At 64.3% G+C, this 16,034-nt stretch carries 15 protein-coding genes; 3 read left to right on the forward strand and 12 right to left on the reverse strand.

Annotation, left to right across the window (positions count from 1 at the left end; all coding sequences use genetic code 11):
• The 3 genes from EN949_RS22720 to EN949_RS22730 form a co-directional block, all read right to left on the reverse strand.
• Positions 1-891: sugar ABC transporter permease (locus EN949_RS22720; protein WP_164782531.1), on the reverse strand; the 891-nt coding region annotated here is incomplete at its 3' end.
• Positions 888-1,748: a carbohydrate ABC transporter permease gene (locus tag EN949_RS22725; RefSeq protein WP_024501565.1), complete on the reverse strand. Its 861-nt coding sequence runs from the start codon at positions 1,746-1,748 to the stop codon at positions 888-890. The genes EN949_RS22725 and EN949_RS22720, both read right to left, overlap by 4 nt.
• Before the next feature lie 81 nt (positions 1,749-1,829).
• Positions 1,830-3,443: an extracellular solute-binding protein gene (locus EN949_RS22730; RefSeq protein ID WP_063168542.1), complete on the reverse strand. Its 1,614-nt coding sequence runs from the start codon at positions 3,441-3,443 to the stop codon at positions 1,830-1,832.
• A gap of 336 nt (positions 3,444-3,779) precedes the next feature.
• Here EN949_RS22730 and EN949_RS22735 point away from each other — a divergent pair, with 336 nt between their 5' ends.
• The gene (locus EN949_RS22735) at positions 3,780-4,808 is read left to right on the forward strand and encodes a LacI family DNA-binding transcriptional regulator (RefSeq protein WP_024501567.1); all 1,029 of its coding nucleotides are present in this window, start codon (positions 3,780-3,782) and stop codon (positions 4,806-4,808) included.
• A gap of 57 nt (positions 4,809-4,865) precedes the next feature.
• Here the strand turns inward: EN949_RS22735 and EN949_RS22740 are convergent, their stop codons facing one another.
• The 7 genes from EN949_RS22740 to EN949_RS22770 form a co-directional block, all read right to left on the reverse strand.
• Positions 4,866-5,885: an aliphatic sulfonate ABC transporter substrate-binding protein gene (locus tag EN949_RS22740; RefSeq protein ID WP_013530818.1), complete on the reverse strand. Its 1,020-nt coding sequence runs from the start codon at positions 5,883-5,885 to the stop codon at positions 4,866-4,868.
• Between the two features lie 35 nt (positions 5,886-5,920).
• Positions 5,921-6,817, reverse strand: a complete 897-nt coding sequence (locus EN949_RS22745; protein WP_127366722.1) for an ABC transporter permease — start codon at positions 6,815-6,817, stop codon at positions 5,921-5,923.
• A gap of 12 nt (positions 6,818-6,829) precedes the next feature.
• The gene (locus tag EN949_RS22750) at positions 6,830-7,666 is read right to left on the reverse strand and encodes an ABC transporter ATP-binding protein (protein ID WP_013530817.1); all 837 of its coding nucleotides are present in this window, start codon (positions 7,664-7,666) and stop codon (positions 6,830-6,832) included.
• 17 nt (positions 7,667-7,683) lie between these two features.
• Positions 7,684-8,010 (reverse strand): ferredoxin family protein, encoded by a 327-nt coding sequence (locus EN949_RS22755; protein ID WP_013530816.1) that lies wholly within the window; start codon positions 8,008-8,010, stop codon positions 7,684-7,686.
• Positions 8,007-9,632, reverse strand: coding sequence for an FAD-binding protein (locus tag EN949_RS22760; RefSeq protein WP_127371784.1), 1,626 nt, complete (start codon positions 9,630-9,632; stop codon positions 8,007-8,009). The genes EN949_RS22755 and EN949_RS22760 overlap by 4 nt, the downstream gene beginning before the upstream one ends.
• Before the next feature lie 31 nt (positions 9,633-9,663).
• Positions 9,664-10,260: a thioredoxin family protein gene (locus EN949_RS22765; RefSeq protein WP_013530814.1), complete on the reverse strand. Its 597-nt coding sequence runs from the start codon at positions 10,258-10,260 to the stop codon at positions 9,664-9,666.
• A 280-nt stretch (positions 10,261-10,540) separates the two neighbouring features.
• Positions 10,541-11,485 carry an ABC transporter substrate-binding protein gene (locus EN949_RS22770; RefSeq protein ID WP_013530813.1) on the reverse strand — a complete coding sequence of 315 codons (945 nt, stop codon included), beginning with the start codon at positions 11,483-11,485 and terminating at the stop codon, positions 10,541-10,543.
• A 180-nt stretch (positions 11,486-11,665) separates the two neighbouring features.
• Between EN949_RS22770 and EN949_RS22775 the strand changes: the two genes are divergently transcribed.
• Positions 11,666-13,792, forward strand: coding sequence for a TonB-dependent hemoglobin/transferrin/lactoferrin family receptor (locus EN949_RS22775; RefSeq protein WP_127371349.1), 2,127 nt, complete (start codon positions 11,666-11,668; stop codon positions 13,790-13,792).
• Between the two features lie 2 nt (positions 13,793-13,794).
• Positions 13,795-14,880 (forward strand): siderophore-interacting protein, encoded by a 1,086-nt coding sequence (locus EN949_RS22780; protein WP_013530811.1) that lies wholly within the window; start codon positions 13,795-13,797, stop codon positions 14,878-14,880.
• Here the strand turns inward: EN949_RS22780 and EN949_RS22785 are convergent.
• Both EN949_RS22785 and EN949_RS22790 read right to left on the reverse strand, forming a co-directional pair.
• Entirely contained in the window at positions 14,841-15,299 is a 459-nt protein-coding gene (locus EN949_RS22785) for a DUF126 domain-containing protein (protein ID WP_013530810.1), read from the reverse strand. The genes EN949_RS22780 and EN949_RS22785 overlap by 40 nt on opposite strands.
• Positions 15,296-16,034 (reverse strand): aconitase X (locus tag EN949_RS22790; protein ID WP_127371785.1); only part of this gene is annotated, 739 nt, incomplete at its 5' end. The genes EN949_RS22785 and EN949_RS22790, both read right to left, overlap by 4 nt.

Genomic DNA, 16,034 nt, shown 5'->3' on the forward strand with positions numbered 1-16,034 from the left:
CAATATGGCCAGCGCGATCGCCGCCACATAACCCCAGATCAGGTCCTGCGTGGTGAGCTTGTAGATGTAGACCGAGATGGTTTCGGTGGCGACGCCTGGACCGCCGCCGGTCATGATGTAGAGCGTGTCGAAAATCTTGAAGTTCTCGATCACCCGGATCGCCAGCGCGATGATGATGATCGTCTTCATCTTCGGCAGCACGATGGTGACGAAGCGCTGCCACGGATTGGCGCCGAGCAGTGTCGCCGCCTTGATCTGGTCCTCCGGCACGCCGACCAGGCCGGCAAGCAGGATGAGGAACATCAGCGGCGTCCACTGCCAGATGTCGGCGACCATCACCGCGATCAGCGCCAGCGTCGGGTCCGACAGCCAGGCGATGGTGACAGGAGAGCCGGTGAGCGACGACAAGATGTCGTTCACCGGGCCGCCCGACTGGAACAGCATGAAGAACATGTAGCCGGCCACCGCCGGCACCACCATCATCGGCATCAGCAGGATCGAATAGAAGACGCGCTTGCCCGGGAAATCGTCGGCAAACAGCGTCGCCAGCGCCAGCCCGAGCAGGAACTCAACCGGCACGCAGACGATCATGACGATGGCCGTACGCTTCAGCGCGCTCCAGAAGCGCGTGTCGGCGGCGAGATCGGTGTAGTTGGCAAAGCTGTTCCACATCGACCAGGCGTTCCACCAGCCGGTGCCCGACAGGGGCGACCAGTCGGTGACGCTGATGTAGAGCTGCATCAACAGCGGGAAGGCCGAGATGAACAGCACCAGGATCTGCGCAGGCAATGTCAGCCGGAAACCCAGCCTTGCGCCCTCATCGCGCGAAACCGGCTTTGCTCCGACGGCTTTCACCTCATCCTTGGAAGTCATGACAGTCACCGCGCTCATTGCTTGAGCGCCCCGAATGTCAACCCGCGCACCAGATGGCGTTGGATGGCGATGCCCATGATGACCGGCGGCACGGCCGCGATCAGGCCAAGCGCCGCCTTGGCGCCATAGAGCTGCCCGGTCATCGAGGAGGATAGCGAGGCCATGTAGACCGGGATGGTCACCCATTCGCGCGTCGTCAGAAGCAGCGCGATCAGATAGTCCGACCAGTTGAGGATGAAGACGAAGAGCGCGGCACTGGCCAGCGGCGCGCGCATCATCGGCAGCGTGATGCGCGTGAAGACGCGCAGCCGCGAACAGCCTTCGACAAGCGCTGCCTCCTCGATCTCGCGCGGCATGTCGTCGAAGAAGGTCTTCATCAGCCAGAAGGCGAACGGCAAGGTGACGATGCCGTAGATCAGCGCCAGGCCCCACCAGCTGTCGGTGAAGTTGAGGAAAGCCCACATGATCATCACCGGGATCATGACCGCCATCGGGGGAAAAATCCTGAGCTGGATCAGCGCCAGCGGCAGGTTCTGGCCGGAGCCGAAACGCGACAGCCCATAAGCCGCCGCAGTGCCCGCCGACATGGCGATCACCGTGCCGAAAACCGCCGACAGCAGCGATGCGAGGATCGGCTTCAGCGCGGTACGGTCGAGCGCGACGATCAAATTGTTGGTCGACTCGCCGAAGACGAAACGAAAATTGCTGAGCGTCGGGTTCTTCGGCCACCAGGTCAGGTCGGCGCCGGTCGCCGACCATTCGGCGATCGGCTTGAACGCCATCGATACCATCCACAGGATCGGCACCAGCGTCACCGCCATGGCCGCGAAGATCGCGGCATAGCGGAATATCAGGAAAGGAACGGAACGCTTCATCTGGCGGCTTTGCTGGTGGCGTTGTGGGCGGAGGGGAAAAGCAGGCTCCTCCCCTCCTTCGATGTGATCCAGGGAGATGGATCAGACGATCGGGTCGAGAACTGTCGGCCAGGCCTCCTTGTTGGTCTTGATGGCTTCGAGCAGTTTGTCCTCGCCGGTGCGCCGCACGATCTTCTTCCACTCCGCCTCCGTATCGGCCATCGCCTGCTCCGATGTCTTGGCCTTGGTCAGCGCCGCCATGAGGTTCTCGTCGAGCGCATTGTGGAAGGCTGTCGCGCCGGGATAGTTGATGGTCGGCACGGTGCGCGCCACCGTCTCGCGCACGACGTCCATGTGGTAGGCATGATAGGTCTGGCGCACCAGCGGATCGGAGAAGTCCGAAAGCCGGAACGGGTCCAGATAACCGCCGGGGTTGGCACTCATCCAGGCGTAGATACGGGCCGAGCCCAGCCATTGCAGCAGGAGATAGGCAACCTCCTGGTTCTTCGACTGCGACGAGACCATGCCGGTCAGCGAGAACCACAGCACGGAGCGGCTGATCAGCTTGCCGTCGATCTCGCGGCCTGGCGGCAGCATCGAGCCGATCTTGCCGGTGACGGCCGAATCCTTGTTGCCGGCATTGTCGAGGAATTTCGGCAGGTTGGAGAAGGCGCAGGTCATCGCCGCACCACCCTTGGCGAAGTTGCCGTATTGCTCCGGCCAGCCCCAGGAGATCGCATCCGGCGAATGATGTGCGAGCGAAGCGACATATTCGTTGGTGGCGGCAATGCCTTGCTCGGAATTGATCATCGGCTTGCCGTCATCGCCAAACAGGAATTGGTTGGGCGAAGCCATCGAGACATAGCGCTGGTACCAGTTGGTGTAGCCCCAGCCCTGGTTGCGCAGGTCGGTCGAGCCGAACAGGCCCTTGTCCGGACGCTGGAAGAAGGCGGCGATGTCGCCATGCTGCTTCCAGGTCTTCGGCGGCGCCAGATCGTAGCCGTATTTGTCCTTGAAGGCCTTCTTCTCGGCTTCGTCGCCGAACAGGTCGGTGCGGTAGACCCAGGTCTGGAAGTCGCCGTCCAGCGACACGCCATAGTTGGAGCCGCGGTATTTGTTGAGCAGCGACACGCCCTTGGCGCCGTTGACATAGCCGCTGACGGGATCGTCCCATTCGGGCTTGTGCTGCGCGACAAAGTCATCGAGCTTGGCGATGCCGCCGGTTTCGGCGAGGTCGCCGAGGCGGTTCCATTCGGTCGAATAGATGTCGTAGGCGCCACCCTTGGTGGAGATGTCCTGCATCGTCTTGGTGAATTCCTGGCCGTTCGGCAAACCGACGATTTCGATCGCGATGCCGGTTTCCTTTTCCCACAGCTCCTTGATCGACGGCGCACCGGCCGGGAACGGCTGCGTGAGCTGGCCGATCGAGCCGTCGGACAGGCCGAGCACGATCTTGGCGGGCGCCTTGCCGGCGCCCTTCAGCGCCTTGGCCGCCTCGATGGCGCGGCCTTCCGGCGTGTCGGCGCCATACTGGTAGCGCTCGGCTCCATCGAAGCCCGTCGGGCCGCCGATCATGCCTGGCGCCAGCGCGTCGGCCGCATAGGCGCGGCCGGGACGAATGAATTGGGGTGCGATACCAGCGGCGGCCATGATCACAGCCGCCTTTCCTCCGGATGCCAGCAGCCGGCGCCGCGAGATGCGGATCAAGTCAGACATTGAAACTCCTCCCTCAGGGCCACGTTTCCTCCACGGCCCTTATGAGGGATATTGACGGCAGCATGGCAAGGCTGTCAACATCATAAATAATCAAAACACCTCACAACATCGCAATAGGGCAAGGAAATGCACAAAAACGGGATCCATGCATCATGCCGGGTGCTTCAATTTGAGGGCACACGACCCTTCCCGGCCCTGCGCAGCCCTACCGGACCATTTGATTTAGCGCGGCGGCTTGCGCATGGGCTAAGGGCGGATACATCATTTCCCATCAGAATCGCCGATGGCGGGGAAGCCGTCACCAGCCGATCTGACGCATGCAGGAGATGAAAGACGGTGCGTTCCACCCTGACTGACATAGCCCGGGAAGCCGGCGTCTCGGCCGCCACCGTCGACCGCGTGCTCAACAACCGACCCGGCGTGCGGGCGCGCACGCGCGAAATCGTGCTCGAAATGGCGCAGCGCCTCGGCTACATCGCCGAAGGCCCGAACGGCGCGCCGCCACGGCCCTCGCCTGGCGAGGTCATCCGGCTCGACTTCGCGCTGCCGGCCGGCACCAATTCCTTCATCAAGATGCTGCACCGGCACATCGAGGCACAGGCTCTGGCGCGGCCCGACCTCGATGTCCATATCGCCACCATCGAGGGCTTCAATCCTGACCGGCTCGCCCGCCTGCTGCAGGACCTGCGCGGACAGACGCAAGGCGTCGGCGTTATAGCGCTCGACCATCCGACGGTGCGCGAAGCGATCCGATCCCTGTCGGCCAACGATATCAAGGTGGTGACCATCGCCTCCGACATCCTGCATGTGCCCAGGGTCGCCTATATCGGCATCGACAACCGCGCCGCCGGGCGGCTGGCCGGCTATCTGCTCAACCGCTTCATGGGATCGGGGCATCCGGGCAAGGTGGCGCTGTTCGCCGGCTCGCTGTCCTATCGCGGCCACGAAGAACGCGAGATGGGGTTCCGCCACGTCCTGACCGAGGAATCACCCAACCTGCAGATCGTCGAGATGCGCGAAATGCTCGACGACCGCGAGAAGGCCTATTCGGAGGCATCGGCCCTGCTGGAACGGCACCCCGACCTTGCCGCGATCTACAATGTCGGCGCCGGCAACACCGGCATCGCCCGCGCGCTCAAGGAGCACGGCCGCGCCCAGTCCATGGTCTTCCTCGGCCACGAGGTGACGGACGGCACCAAGGACCTTCTGCTCGACGGCACGCTCGACGCGGTCATCGACCAGAACCCGCGCGTCGAAGCCCGCGAAGCGCTCAACACTTTGACCCATGCGGTCCGGGGATTGCCCTATGAACTGCACCAGCCAAGGCTGCAGGTGATCTTCAAGGAGAACATCCCTGAGATTTGACGGACCAGACGAGCGGGGCAGCGCGGTAAAGCGCCCGCCCCGCTCGATGCTTCCAGTCTATTGGACGGCAGCGATTTCAGCCGCGGCGCCATCGACAAAGCTCTTGTCGACCCATTTTCCGTAGTCGATCGAGCCCTTCAGGAGCCCGGCGCTGGCCATGAATTTCTCCTCGCCCTGCAAGGCGGCGATCGCGTCGTCGGTTAGTTTCGGATCCTGGTGGAACACCCCGTCGGCATAGGTCTTGCGGACGGATTTCTCCGACGACTTGGTCGCCTCCACAAACGTCTTGATCGTCTCGTCCGGATGAGCGTCGGCCCAACGCGAAATCTCGATGTCGACCTTCAGCAGCCGCTTGACCAGATCGGGATATTTCGCCGCGAAGGCGCCGTTGACCGAGATGACGTTCGGCACGTTCCATTCCGGATGGGTGCTGGTGTCGAACAGCACCCGCGCCTCGCCGGTGTCGACCAGCTTGGCCGCCGTCGAATCCGTCTCGACAATGGCGTCGATATCGCCGCGCAGCAGCGCCGGGCCGGATGCCTCGAAAGGCAGGTTCAGACCTTCGACGTCATTGGTGGTCAGGCCGACGCTGTTCAGTGCCTTGCTGAAGTTCGAATGCCGCACCGTTCCGGTGAGATAGGCGACCTTCTTGCCCCTGAGATCCTGCAGCGTCTTCAACGGCGAGTCGGTTTTGACGACGATGTAGGAACCGCCGGCCTTCACATAGCTCGACAGGCCGATCAGCTTGACGTCGGCGCCGGACGCAGCAACGCGCAGCGCCGGATTGTTGCCGGTATAGGTGAACTCGATGGCGCCGGTCGCCAATGCCGTCGTGGCTTCCGAGCCGCCGTTGAAGGTCACCAGTTCGACCTTGATGCCGTCCTTGGCGAATTCCTTGTCCCACCAGCCGTCCTTCTGGGCGAGGACGAATTTGAGGTGCCCCGGCGCCGTGCTGCCGATGCGGATGATGTCAGGCTTGTCCTGTGCGAAGGCAGGCATGCCGCCAAGGCCGATGACGACGGCAATGGCGCCCTTCAGCAGCAGCCGGCGAATTGCGTCGAATGGAATGTTGGGCATGGGAAAATCCTTCCTGTTTGGAATGATGGGGCCGCTTAAATGAGCGAGGTCTCGGACTGGCCCTTCCAGGCTGTTGCCCAGCGCTCGAACCAGACGAGCAGGTAATTGACGGTCAGGCCGATGACGGTCAGCGTCAGGATGCCGGCGTACATGTCGGCCGTTTCCATCATCAGCTGCGAATTCTGGATGAGGAAACCGAGGCCGGATTTGGCCGCCAGCATCTCGGCGCCGATGACCGCGAACAGCGAGGATTTCACCGCCAGCCGAGCGCCGGCGACGATCGAGGGAATGCTGGCCGGCAGGATGACTTTCCGGAAAAGGTCGAAGTCGGACGTGCCCATCGAGCGCGCAGCCTTGATGAGCAGCGGATCGACCGACTTGACGCCGCTGATCGTGTTGACGAGGAGAAAGAAAACCGAGGAGTAGAAGGTGATCGCGACCTTCGATTCCTCGCCGATGCCGAGCAGCAGGATGAACACCGGCAGAAGCGCGAATTGCGAGGTGTTGCGCAGCGTCTGCACCAAAAGGTCGGAAACCTTCTCGAACAGCGAATAGCGCCCCATCAACAGACCGAGCGGGATGGCCACCACCACGCCGAGTGCGAAGCCGATCGCGGCACGCTGCAGGCTTATGCCGATATGCTCGATCAGCACGCCCGAAGCGAGCAGCGCCCACCAGGCGACCAGCACCTCGCTCAGCGGCGGAAAGAAGATGCGGTTCAGCCAGCCGAGCCGGGGCGCGATCTCCCACAGCAGGAAGAACAGGCCGAGCAGCGGCAAGCCATAGAGGAATGTGCCGTGGCTCGCTTTCTTGCTCCGGATCTTGGCGTTGGCCTTGATGGCGGGGACCCTGGCGGCGGCTACCGTTTCGCCAGCGCCGGCAAACAGGTGGAGCGCTCCAGCGGAGCCAAACTTCTCGGTCAGATAGGCCATGGGTCCAGTTCCTCAGTGACTGAAGGCTGGCGACAGAGTCCAGTCCTTCTGCGCCTTGTTGACCTCGTCGCGCAGCACGTCCCAGACGCGAGCGCGATATAGATTGAATTCGGCGCTGGCGCGGATGTCGCCGTCGCGCGGCCGTGGCAGGTCGATATCGATGATCTCCTTCACCGCGCCCGGCCGCGCCGTCATCACCACCACCCGGTCGGCGAGGAAGATCGCCTCGTCGATCGAGTGGGTGACGAAAATGACAGTCGTGTTGATCTTGCCCCAGATCCGCAGCAGCTCGCCTTGCAGAAGCTCGCGCGTCTGCTGGTCGAGCGCCGCGAACGGCTCATCCATCAGCAACACTTCCGGGTTGCTGGCCAGCGCACGCGCGATCGCCACACGCTGCTGCATGCCGCCGGACAGCTGGTTGGGAAAACGGTCCTCGAAGCCGGCAAGGCCGAACAGCGACAACAGATGGCGGGCCGTCGCCGTGCGCTCAGCCTTGGCCACGCCGCGCACTTCCAGCGCATATTCGATGTTGGCGAGCGCCGTGCGCCAGGGAAACAGCGCATATTGCTGGAAAACATAGCCGGTCTTCGGGTCGGGCCTGGTGATGCGCCGGCCATCGAGCTTGACGTCGCCGCCGGTCGCCTGCGTCAGCCCGCCAATGATGTCGAGCAGCACCGACTTGCCCGAGCCGCTGGGGCCGACCAGCGTGATGAACTCGCCCTTACGGATCGAGAGGTCAACGCCGTCGAGCACGGTGACGCGGTCGGTCGCCTCGCCATCGACGGTGACGAACTGCCCCGGCTTGAGCTGGAAGGTCTTGCTGATGTCGCTGACGACGATACGGTCCATATCTGTCTCCGATCGGTTCACTGCGCCACGCGAATGCGGTGCGTCGGGTCGAATTCCGAGCCGCCGGCCTTGCCGCGCTTCCAGCCGAGCGCGCGGGCATAGGAGCCAAACAGTTGTCGGGCGTCGGCCTGAGCTTCCGTGATGCCGGTCGGCCCTTCGGCGAACTCGGCCACATAGAGCGCGTCGGTCGGGCAGTAGATCTCGCACAGGAAGCAGGTCTGGCAGTCCTCCTGGCGGGCGATCACCGGCACGCCGCTCTCGGTCGCGTCGAAGACGTTGGCCGGGCACACCTTGACGCAGATGTCGCATTCGACGCAGCGCGTGGCCGAGACGATCTCGATCATGACGCCAGCTCCGCCAGCCGCTCAGGCGCGCCTGCGATGCGGAACGCATCCACACCGGTGATGACCAGCCGGTGCGCGAAGGCCGGGCTCTTGCCCGGCAAATCGGTGCGGCGATGCATACCGCGGCTCTCGGTGCGGTGCAGCGCTGCGGCCACGGACCAGCGCCCGGTGGCGGCGATCGAAGCTGCCTCTCGGGTACGGACCCTATCCAGCCCGTCGCCTTGCAGATGGTCGCGCACGTCGCGCCAGACACTCTCCAACCGCTCGCCGCTTTTCTCCAGGCCTTCGCCGGTGCGGAAGAAATTCTTGTCGAGCGGCGTCACCTCACTGCGCACCGCCTCGATGACTTCGCCTGCCGAGATGTCGACGCGCGGCGATGATGCAGGACGTAATCCAGCCTGGCCAAGCGACTGCACCTCAGTGCGGAATGCCTTGCCGGTCCGGCGCTTGGCATGGGTCGAAGCGCCCTTGCCCGCCCACCAGCCGCTGGCCAGCGCCCAGGACGAATTGACGGCGCCGCCGCCCGACACCGCACCGGTCATGATCTCGCGGCTGGCCGCGTCGCCGGCGACATAGAGGCCGGGTACGCCGGTGGCGCAATCGTCGGAGACGATGTCTATGCCGCCCGTGCCGCGCACCGTGCCTTCGGCGCGCAGGGTGATGCGGAACAGCTCGCTGAAAGGGTCGATGCCGGCGCGGTCATAGGGCACGAAGCAATTCGGCTGGCCCTGGCGCAGCCAGCCCTGCAGCGCTGGTTCGGCCTGATCGAGCCGCGCGTAGACCGGGCCGTCGATCAGCGCGCGCGCCACTTCCTCCTCGCGGTCGCCGATGCCGTTGCGCAACGGCTCGCCGGTCGGCCCGACGATCGGTGAGCCATCTTCGCGATGGAACGACGCCCAGCGGAACGGCAGCCCCTTGTTCAACGAGGAGCCGTAGGGCGCCAGCGTGTATTTGCCGGTGAACTCCATGCCCGACAGGCTGGCGCCGGCCTCCGCCGCCATCAGATAGCCGTCGCCGGTCAGCCCGGTCGCGCCGAGGATGCGCTCGCGGAAAGCGCAGCCACCGGTCGCCAGCACCACCGCGTTGGCGTCGACGCGCCAATCCTGGCCGATCTGCCTGGCGACACCGGCGGCGCCGACGATGGCATCGCCGTCCGACAAAAGTTCGAGCGCGGGATGATGGTCGAGGACGGTGACGCCGGCCAAAAGCACGCGGCGGCGCATGAAGCGCATGTAGTCCGGGCCGCGCAGATTGGCGATGTAGAGCCGGCCGTCATCCTCGCTCGGGAAGGGATAGCCCCATTCGGAGAGCCTGAGCAGGTTGCGGTAGGCGGTGTCAACGCAGCGCAGCATCCAGCGCGGGTCGGCGAGGTCGCCGGTGCGCTGCCAGCGTCGCTCGACCACGGCATGCCTGTTGTCGCCCGGCGGCACGCACCAGGTGCCGGTGTTGGACGGCGCGGTGGCGCCGCTGGTGCCGAGATAGCCCTTGTCGGCCAGCACCACCTTGGCGCCGGCCTCGGCCGCAGCGACTGCTGCCCAAGCTGCCGACGGACCGCCGCCCAGCACCAGCACGTCGGCCTGGAGCAGCAAGCTGTCGGAAGCGGATTTTTGCGGCTTGGGCATGGAGACCTGGCGAATAAAGTCGAAGCAGGCGCTAGGCCGCGCGGGCCGCGCTGGAAGACCACACCGGCTCGTTGCCCGCGCTCCACTTGATGTTGCAGCCGATCGACGGCGCCTGGCTGGCAGTGGGCCTGCCGCCCTCCAGCACCGTATCGACCGCCGCGCGCAGATCGGCACCCGTCACCGGCTTGCCGTTGCCCGGCCGTGCATCGTCGAACTGGCCGTGATAGGCGAGCCGCCGGTCAGTGCCGAACAGGAAGAAGTCGGGCGTGCAAGCCGCGCCATAGGCTTTCGCCGTCTGCTGCGACGCATCCTTGAGATAGGGGAAGGAATAGCCGAATTTTTCGGCCTCCTCGCCGATGCGGGCGAGCGTCTCCTCCGGATGCGCCTCGTGGTCGTTGGCGTTGATCGCCACCACCTGCAGCCCCTTGCCGGCGTAATCCCTGGCGAAAGCGGCAAGCTGCTCGCGGATCAGCACGACGAACGGGCAGCGGTTGGAGATGAAAGCGACGAGCAAGGCCGGCTTGGCGTCGAAATCGGCAAGGCGGTGCAGCACACCTTGCGCGTCGGGCAGCAGGAAGTCGGCGGCCCTGGTGCCGAGGTCGACCGGATTGGACTCTGTTTTCGGCATCGATGCGCTCCCTTGTGCAACCATTTTCACAGGCCAAGATGCGAGCGCTCCGAGCGTTCGCAGTTAGTCTATGAATTTAGTATAATTATAGGCTGGAGAGCGCATTCACGGTCAACCGCGCGGCTTAGAATATCGTGCCAATGTTTCAGGCCGAGCCGCCAAGTTTGTTCGGGCGGAAGCCGATCCGGAGAAATCCGGACGGACAGCATTTATGAAGCGCAACGGGGTTCGGCGACGAAATTGTACTGCCCAGCCGAACCGTCTTGCGATTTTCGCGACGTCATTCCCCTTCCGGATAGAGCGCTTTCGCCAGGTCGCGGATCGCATCCGATGTGCGCGGGCCGAAGCCGATCATGTAGGCGCCGTCGAGCACGACCAGCGCCTTGTTGGCTGCCGCCGGCGTTGCCGCCAGCGCGCGGTTGCCGAACACCAGCTCGGCCGACGGCCCGCCCTTGCCGTCGCTCATCATCAGGATGACGTCAGGCGCCATCTCGATCAGTTTTTCCTCCGACGCCGCCTTGTAGCCCTGTACGATGTCCATAGGGTTGAGGCCGCCGGCGTAGCGGATGATGGCGTCGGCAGAAGTACCCGCGCCGGCAGCGCTCAGACGTACCAGGCCATGGAAGAACACCACCTTCTTGCGCCGCTCCGGCGGAATTTGCGACGCCAGATCCGCGGCAGCCTGAAAGGCGGTGAGCACCTCGGCGGACACCGCCTTGCCCTTGTCCTCGAGCCCAAGGCTGGCGGCGATCAACGTGATCTTGTGCTCGATGCCTTGCGGGCTGTTGTCCTGCGGGACCAAGACGATCGGGATTGCCAGCGACTTCAGCACCTCGACCGCTTCAGGAGGCCCGCTGTCTTCTGCGGCCAGGATCAGGTCGGGACGCAGGCTGGCCAGCCCCTCGACCGAAAGCTGGCGGCGGTAGCCGACATTGGGTTTTTGCGCGACTTCAGGCGGATATTTGCTGCCGCGATCTATAGCGACGATTCGCCCGCCGGCGCCCAGCGCGTGGACGATCTCGGTGACGTCGGAACCGAGCGTCACGATCCGGGTCGCCGCGCCCGGCACGACGGTTCGCCCCAGCGCATCGACAACGGTCTCGGCGGCCAGCGCCTTGAAGCCGCAGGAAGGCACCAGCACCGACAGTGCCAGAAGCAGCACCGCCGCGATCCTGCCCGGTTGCGACCAGTGGATCGTCTTGCCTTCGCCTAAACTGCCGACCATGCCGCTGTTCCCGTGCCAGATGCTTTTCGAGGATGGTCGGCTATAAATTTAAAGTTGACTTATGTCATCATGTTTTAATATGTGACCCGTGCCCTGACCTGCCTGGTCGAGGGATTTTCAATAATGCCAGCCAAGGCCGCTCAGCCACCGCCAGCAGTTTTGCTTTTGCTTGGGGGCTGCATGACAACGACAACAAACACGACATTGATGGCGAGCACGGCGCTCGCCTTCGTGCTCGGCCTCTGCGCCGTGCCTCTTGCCAGCGCGCAGGAACAGGACCGGGAGAAAAAGGCCGCCGCCAAGACCGGCCGCCTGGCGCCGGCCAGTGTCGCGCAGAACCAGCCGGCGACGATGCTCGACGTGATCACCATCTCGGCAACGATGATCAAAACGGCGGTGATCGAATCGATGGCCGCCATCAGCGCCGTCGATCAGGACGAACTCGACCGCATCCAGCCCGACACAGCCGCCGACATCTTCCGCACCACACCGGGCGTCGCTGCCTCGATGAATGGCGACGATCCCGCAACCGCCATCAACATCCGCGGCCTGGAGCAATATGGCCGCGTCGTCGTCACCCTCGACGGCGCCCGCCAGGACTACTGGCGCGTCGGTCATGGCTCTGGCTCGTTCTATGTCGAACCCGACCTGATCAAGGAAGCCACCGTCATTCGCGGTCCGGTGTCGAATGCCTATGGTTCCGGCGGCATCGGCGGCGTCGTCTCCTTCGAGACCAAGGATGCCGGCGATTTCCTCAAGAAGGATGAGCGCTGGGCGCTGAGCGAGAAGCTCGGCTACGAGGACAATGGCGACGGCTTCACCACCAGCACCACCGGTGCCTACCGCTTCAGCGACGATGCCGATATCATCGGCAACCTCATCTACCGCGACCGCGACAGCTACACCGATGGCAATGGCGACACCGTGCCATGGACCGGCGAGCGGGTGACCAGCGGCTATCTGAAGGCGACGTTGCGGCCGGCCGATGGCCATGAGCTGAAGCTCGGCGCCATCCTGCAGCGCTACAACGACCAGATCACCGGATCGAGCGGCTCGACCTCGCCGACCCTGAGCCGCTATGACACCGACACCACCAACCAGACCTACACCGCCGCTTACACCTGGAAGCCCGACGACAACGCGCTGATCGACTTCAGCGCCAATGCCTATCACAACCGCACCCGCGCCGAGCAGACTCAGGTCTGGCCGACCTCGGCGATCGGCAATTTCCGCTTCTACGACGTGGCCACGACAGGTTTCAATGTGAAGAACTCCTCGCGGTTCGACGTCTGGGGACTAGCACATACGCTGACCTACGGACTCGACTACTACTATCTCGAGGCCTCCTCGGAAGCGGCGCATTTCGGCGCTGGCCAACAGCAGGGCTATGGCGGCTTCCTGCAGTGGCAGGGCGATTACGGGGACTGGCTGCAGGTCATCGCGGCGATGCGCTATGACGGCTACCAGCTCGATGGCGAGACGCGCATCCCGTCACCGCAGGAAGCCTCGATCTCCGGCGATCGTTGGTCGCCGCGCCTCACCGTCGGCGTCACGCCATTCGATGGCTTCCAGCTCTATGGCACCTATTCCGAAGGCTACCGGGCGCCGGGTCTGCAGGATGTCTTCCGTGGCGGCGGCGCGCATGGCGGCGGTGATACATATCGGCCCAATCTTCTGCTGCAGCCCGAGACGGCAAAGAACTGGGAGGCCGGCGTCAACGTGAAATATGACGATGTGCTGACGGCGGGTGATCGGCTGCGCGCCAAGGTCAACGTTTTCCACACTGACGTCGAGGATTACATCGACGTCGACCTCACCGTGCTGCCGCGCACGGCAATCAACATCGGCGACGCACGCCTGAAGGGCGTAGAGGCCGAGATGGTTTATGATTATGGCTGGGGTTTCGTGAACCTCTCCGGCGCGCTGATCGACGCCAAGGTCGTCAGCGGCGTCTATTCCGGCCAGGCGTTGAACAACACGCCGCTCGACCGCTTCTCGGCCACGATCGGCTTCCGCATGCTGGAGGACCAGCTCACCGTCGGCGCGCAATATCTCAGCGTCGGCAAGATCACCCGCACCAGCCGCACCAATCCCAACGCCGTGCCGGTCGTCGATGACGGTTTCGATCTGGTCAATGTCTTCGCCAACTGGCGCGTCAACGACAACCTCAAGCTCGACTTCGGCGTCGATAACATATTCAACACCGCCTACACCGATCCGCAAAGCGCATGGTCGACCTCGGCGGCAACAGAACAGGGCAAGGGCCGCACCTTCAAGGTGGCCCTCACCGGCAGGATGGGAGGCTGACAATGAACGAAGCATCGGTGCGTGAACTGGCCTGCGAGGCACGGCTCAACCTGCGGCGTCTGCCGGACTACATGGACAGCATCTCCGACAGGCTGCGCAGCTTCGAGGCCGATGCTTCGCATCAGGGACAGCGCATCGATTTCCGCTTTGCCTTCGGCGGCGCCTCGTTCGACATGGAGCGGCTGGTGATGCGGGCCTATGCTGCCGACCGCGACGGGCTCGCCCGTATCAAGGACCTGCTCGCCACAGCCGTACAGGTCTACGCCAAGGAGGAAAACCCCGAGATCGTCTGGACCGGCGATCTCTCAGGCGAAACCAGCCTCGCCCAGTTCCGCGAGATGGTGGTGACCGATGTTCGCGACCTCACTCCGCATATGCGCCGCATTCGTCTGGCCGGCGAGAACCTCTCGCGCTTCGCCAAGTTCGGCGGCATGCATATCCGCATGCTGTTTCCGACCAGGGACGTCCCCGATCCGCTGTGGCCGGTGCTGGGCGGCAATGGCTTACCGGTCTGGCCCACCGACGACCGGCGCCCGGTGGCGCGCGTCTACACCATCCGCGCGCTTGACGTGGAAAAGGGCATCATCGATGTCGACTTCCTGATCCATCCCGGCGAGAGCGTCGGCTCCGCCTGGGCCATGCAGGCCGCGCCCAGCATGAAGGTTGGCATCATGGGCCCGGTCGGCCGTCCGGTGCGGCAGGCAGAATGGTACGTCATGGGCGCCGACGAAACCGGCTTGCCGGCGCTGGCTCGGCTGCTGGAGACGCTACCGGCCGGGACAAAAGGCGTCGCCTTCGTCGAGATCGCCAATGATGGTGAAAGACAAGCGATCAACAATGGCACGGGCATCGACGTTCATTGGCTGACACGGGATGGCGTGGCGGCGGGCGAGGACAGACTGCTGGCCGAGGCTGTCCGCTCGGTGGCGTGGCCGCAGGACGGTTCGGCCTTCGGCTGGTTCGCCGCGGAAGCCGCTGCCGCCAAGATCGTGCGCGAATGTTGGCGCGACACGCTGGGGCTTGGTCGCGATCAAACGCTGGCGGCGGCCTATTGGCGGCGTGGCTCTGCCGGATTGATGGCGGGGTGAACTCTGATGATCGGCCCGCGGTCTTTGCCGATGCCGATATCAATTTGATCACCGGAGACAAGGTTCGAAATATCGCACACCACCAGCGGCATGCGGATGTCATAAAGAAATTCGGCAACGATGGCACCGACCGCCAGGATCGGGTCCGGCCGCTCCAGAAGAATACCGGCCGGCGCCGTGCCCCTGCGGATCGCCTCGGCCAGGACCGAGGATGAAGACGACGAGCCGCGCCCGCTCGGCATGACCAAAATCCTGCCGGCGACATTTCGGCCGAGGCCCGGATGGGAATGGTCTGTTATCTCGCCGGTCTCGGCATCGATGCCGCCCCAGAAGCTGAGCGGTTGCGAAAACACCAGCGCCTGGCCCTCAGCGTCACCGGCCAGCTGGAAAGTGCCGGTTCGTTCCACCGGTCGCGTCATGACGCGCTCCGCACAACATGCCCGGCCGCAGCAGAGCGGATGCAAACCCGCATCTCGGCAAAGGCGACGGACACACCGATATTGCCGGGTGCGTAGTGCGCCCATTTGCCGGAATTGGTCATCACCACGCCATCGAGGCGTTCCAGGATCGATGTGACATAGGTGCAGGTATCGGCGACCGGGATCAGGCCGAACGCCTCCATACCGGCCAGCGCGCCCTCCTCCTGCAATCGCGTCAGCGTCGCGCGGCCGGTGTTGACATAGATCGGAATGCGCCTACCCGGTGCTGCCTCGCGCAGCAACGGCAACAGTCGCATCCATTCCTCATGCGAAAAATGCGGCGTGCCGAGCGACACGGCCGCCAGCGGCGCACCGTCGGGCACGGTCGACAGCCTGGCCAGCGCATGGTCGATATCGGCGCGGGTAATGCGGATCGTCTCGTCAGGCGCATGACCCTGGAACGCCTCATCAAGCGTCATCGCTTCCGGCGTGATGCCGACCGCATGGAACAGCGCCACAGCACCGGTCGTTGCCGCCGCCGCCCCCAGCGCCTTCAGCTGGTCCTCGTCGCGCGGCCGCGGCAGGCCGGCAATCACCGAAACGCGGTCGCCGCTCGCTTGCCCAATCAATAGCCCGACGCCGACGAAAAGGCTGTCGCTCGGCTCGCTGTCCGGAACATCCAGCTCGAACAGGATCCGACCACGCCGGTTCTCGCTCAGATGCAGCCCCCAGGCC

This window comes from Mesorhizobium sp. M7A.F.Ca.US.007.01.2.1, from assembly GCF_003998165.1.
GTDB classification, from domain to species: domain Bacteria; phylum Pseudomonadota; class Alphaproteobacteria; order Rhizobiales; family Rhizobiaceae; genus Mesorhizobium; species Mesorhizobium ciceri.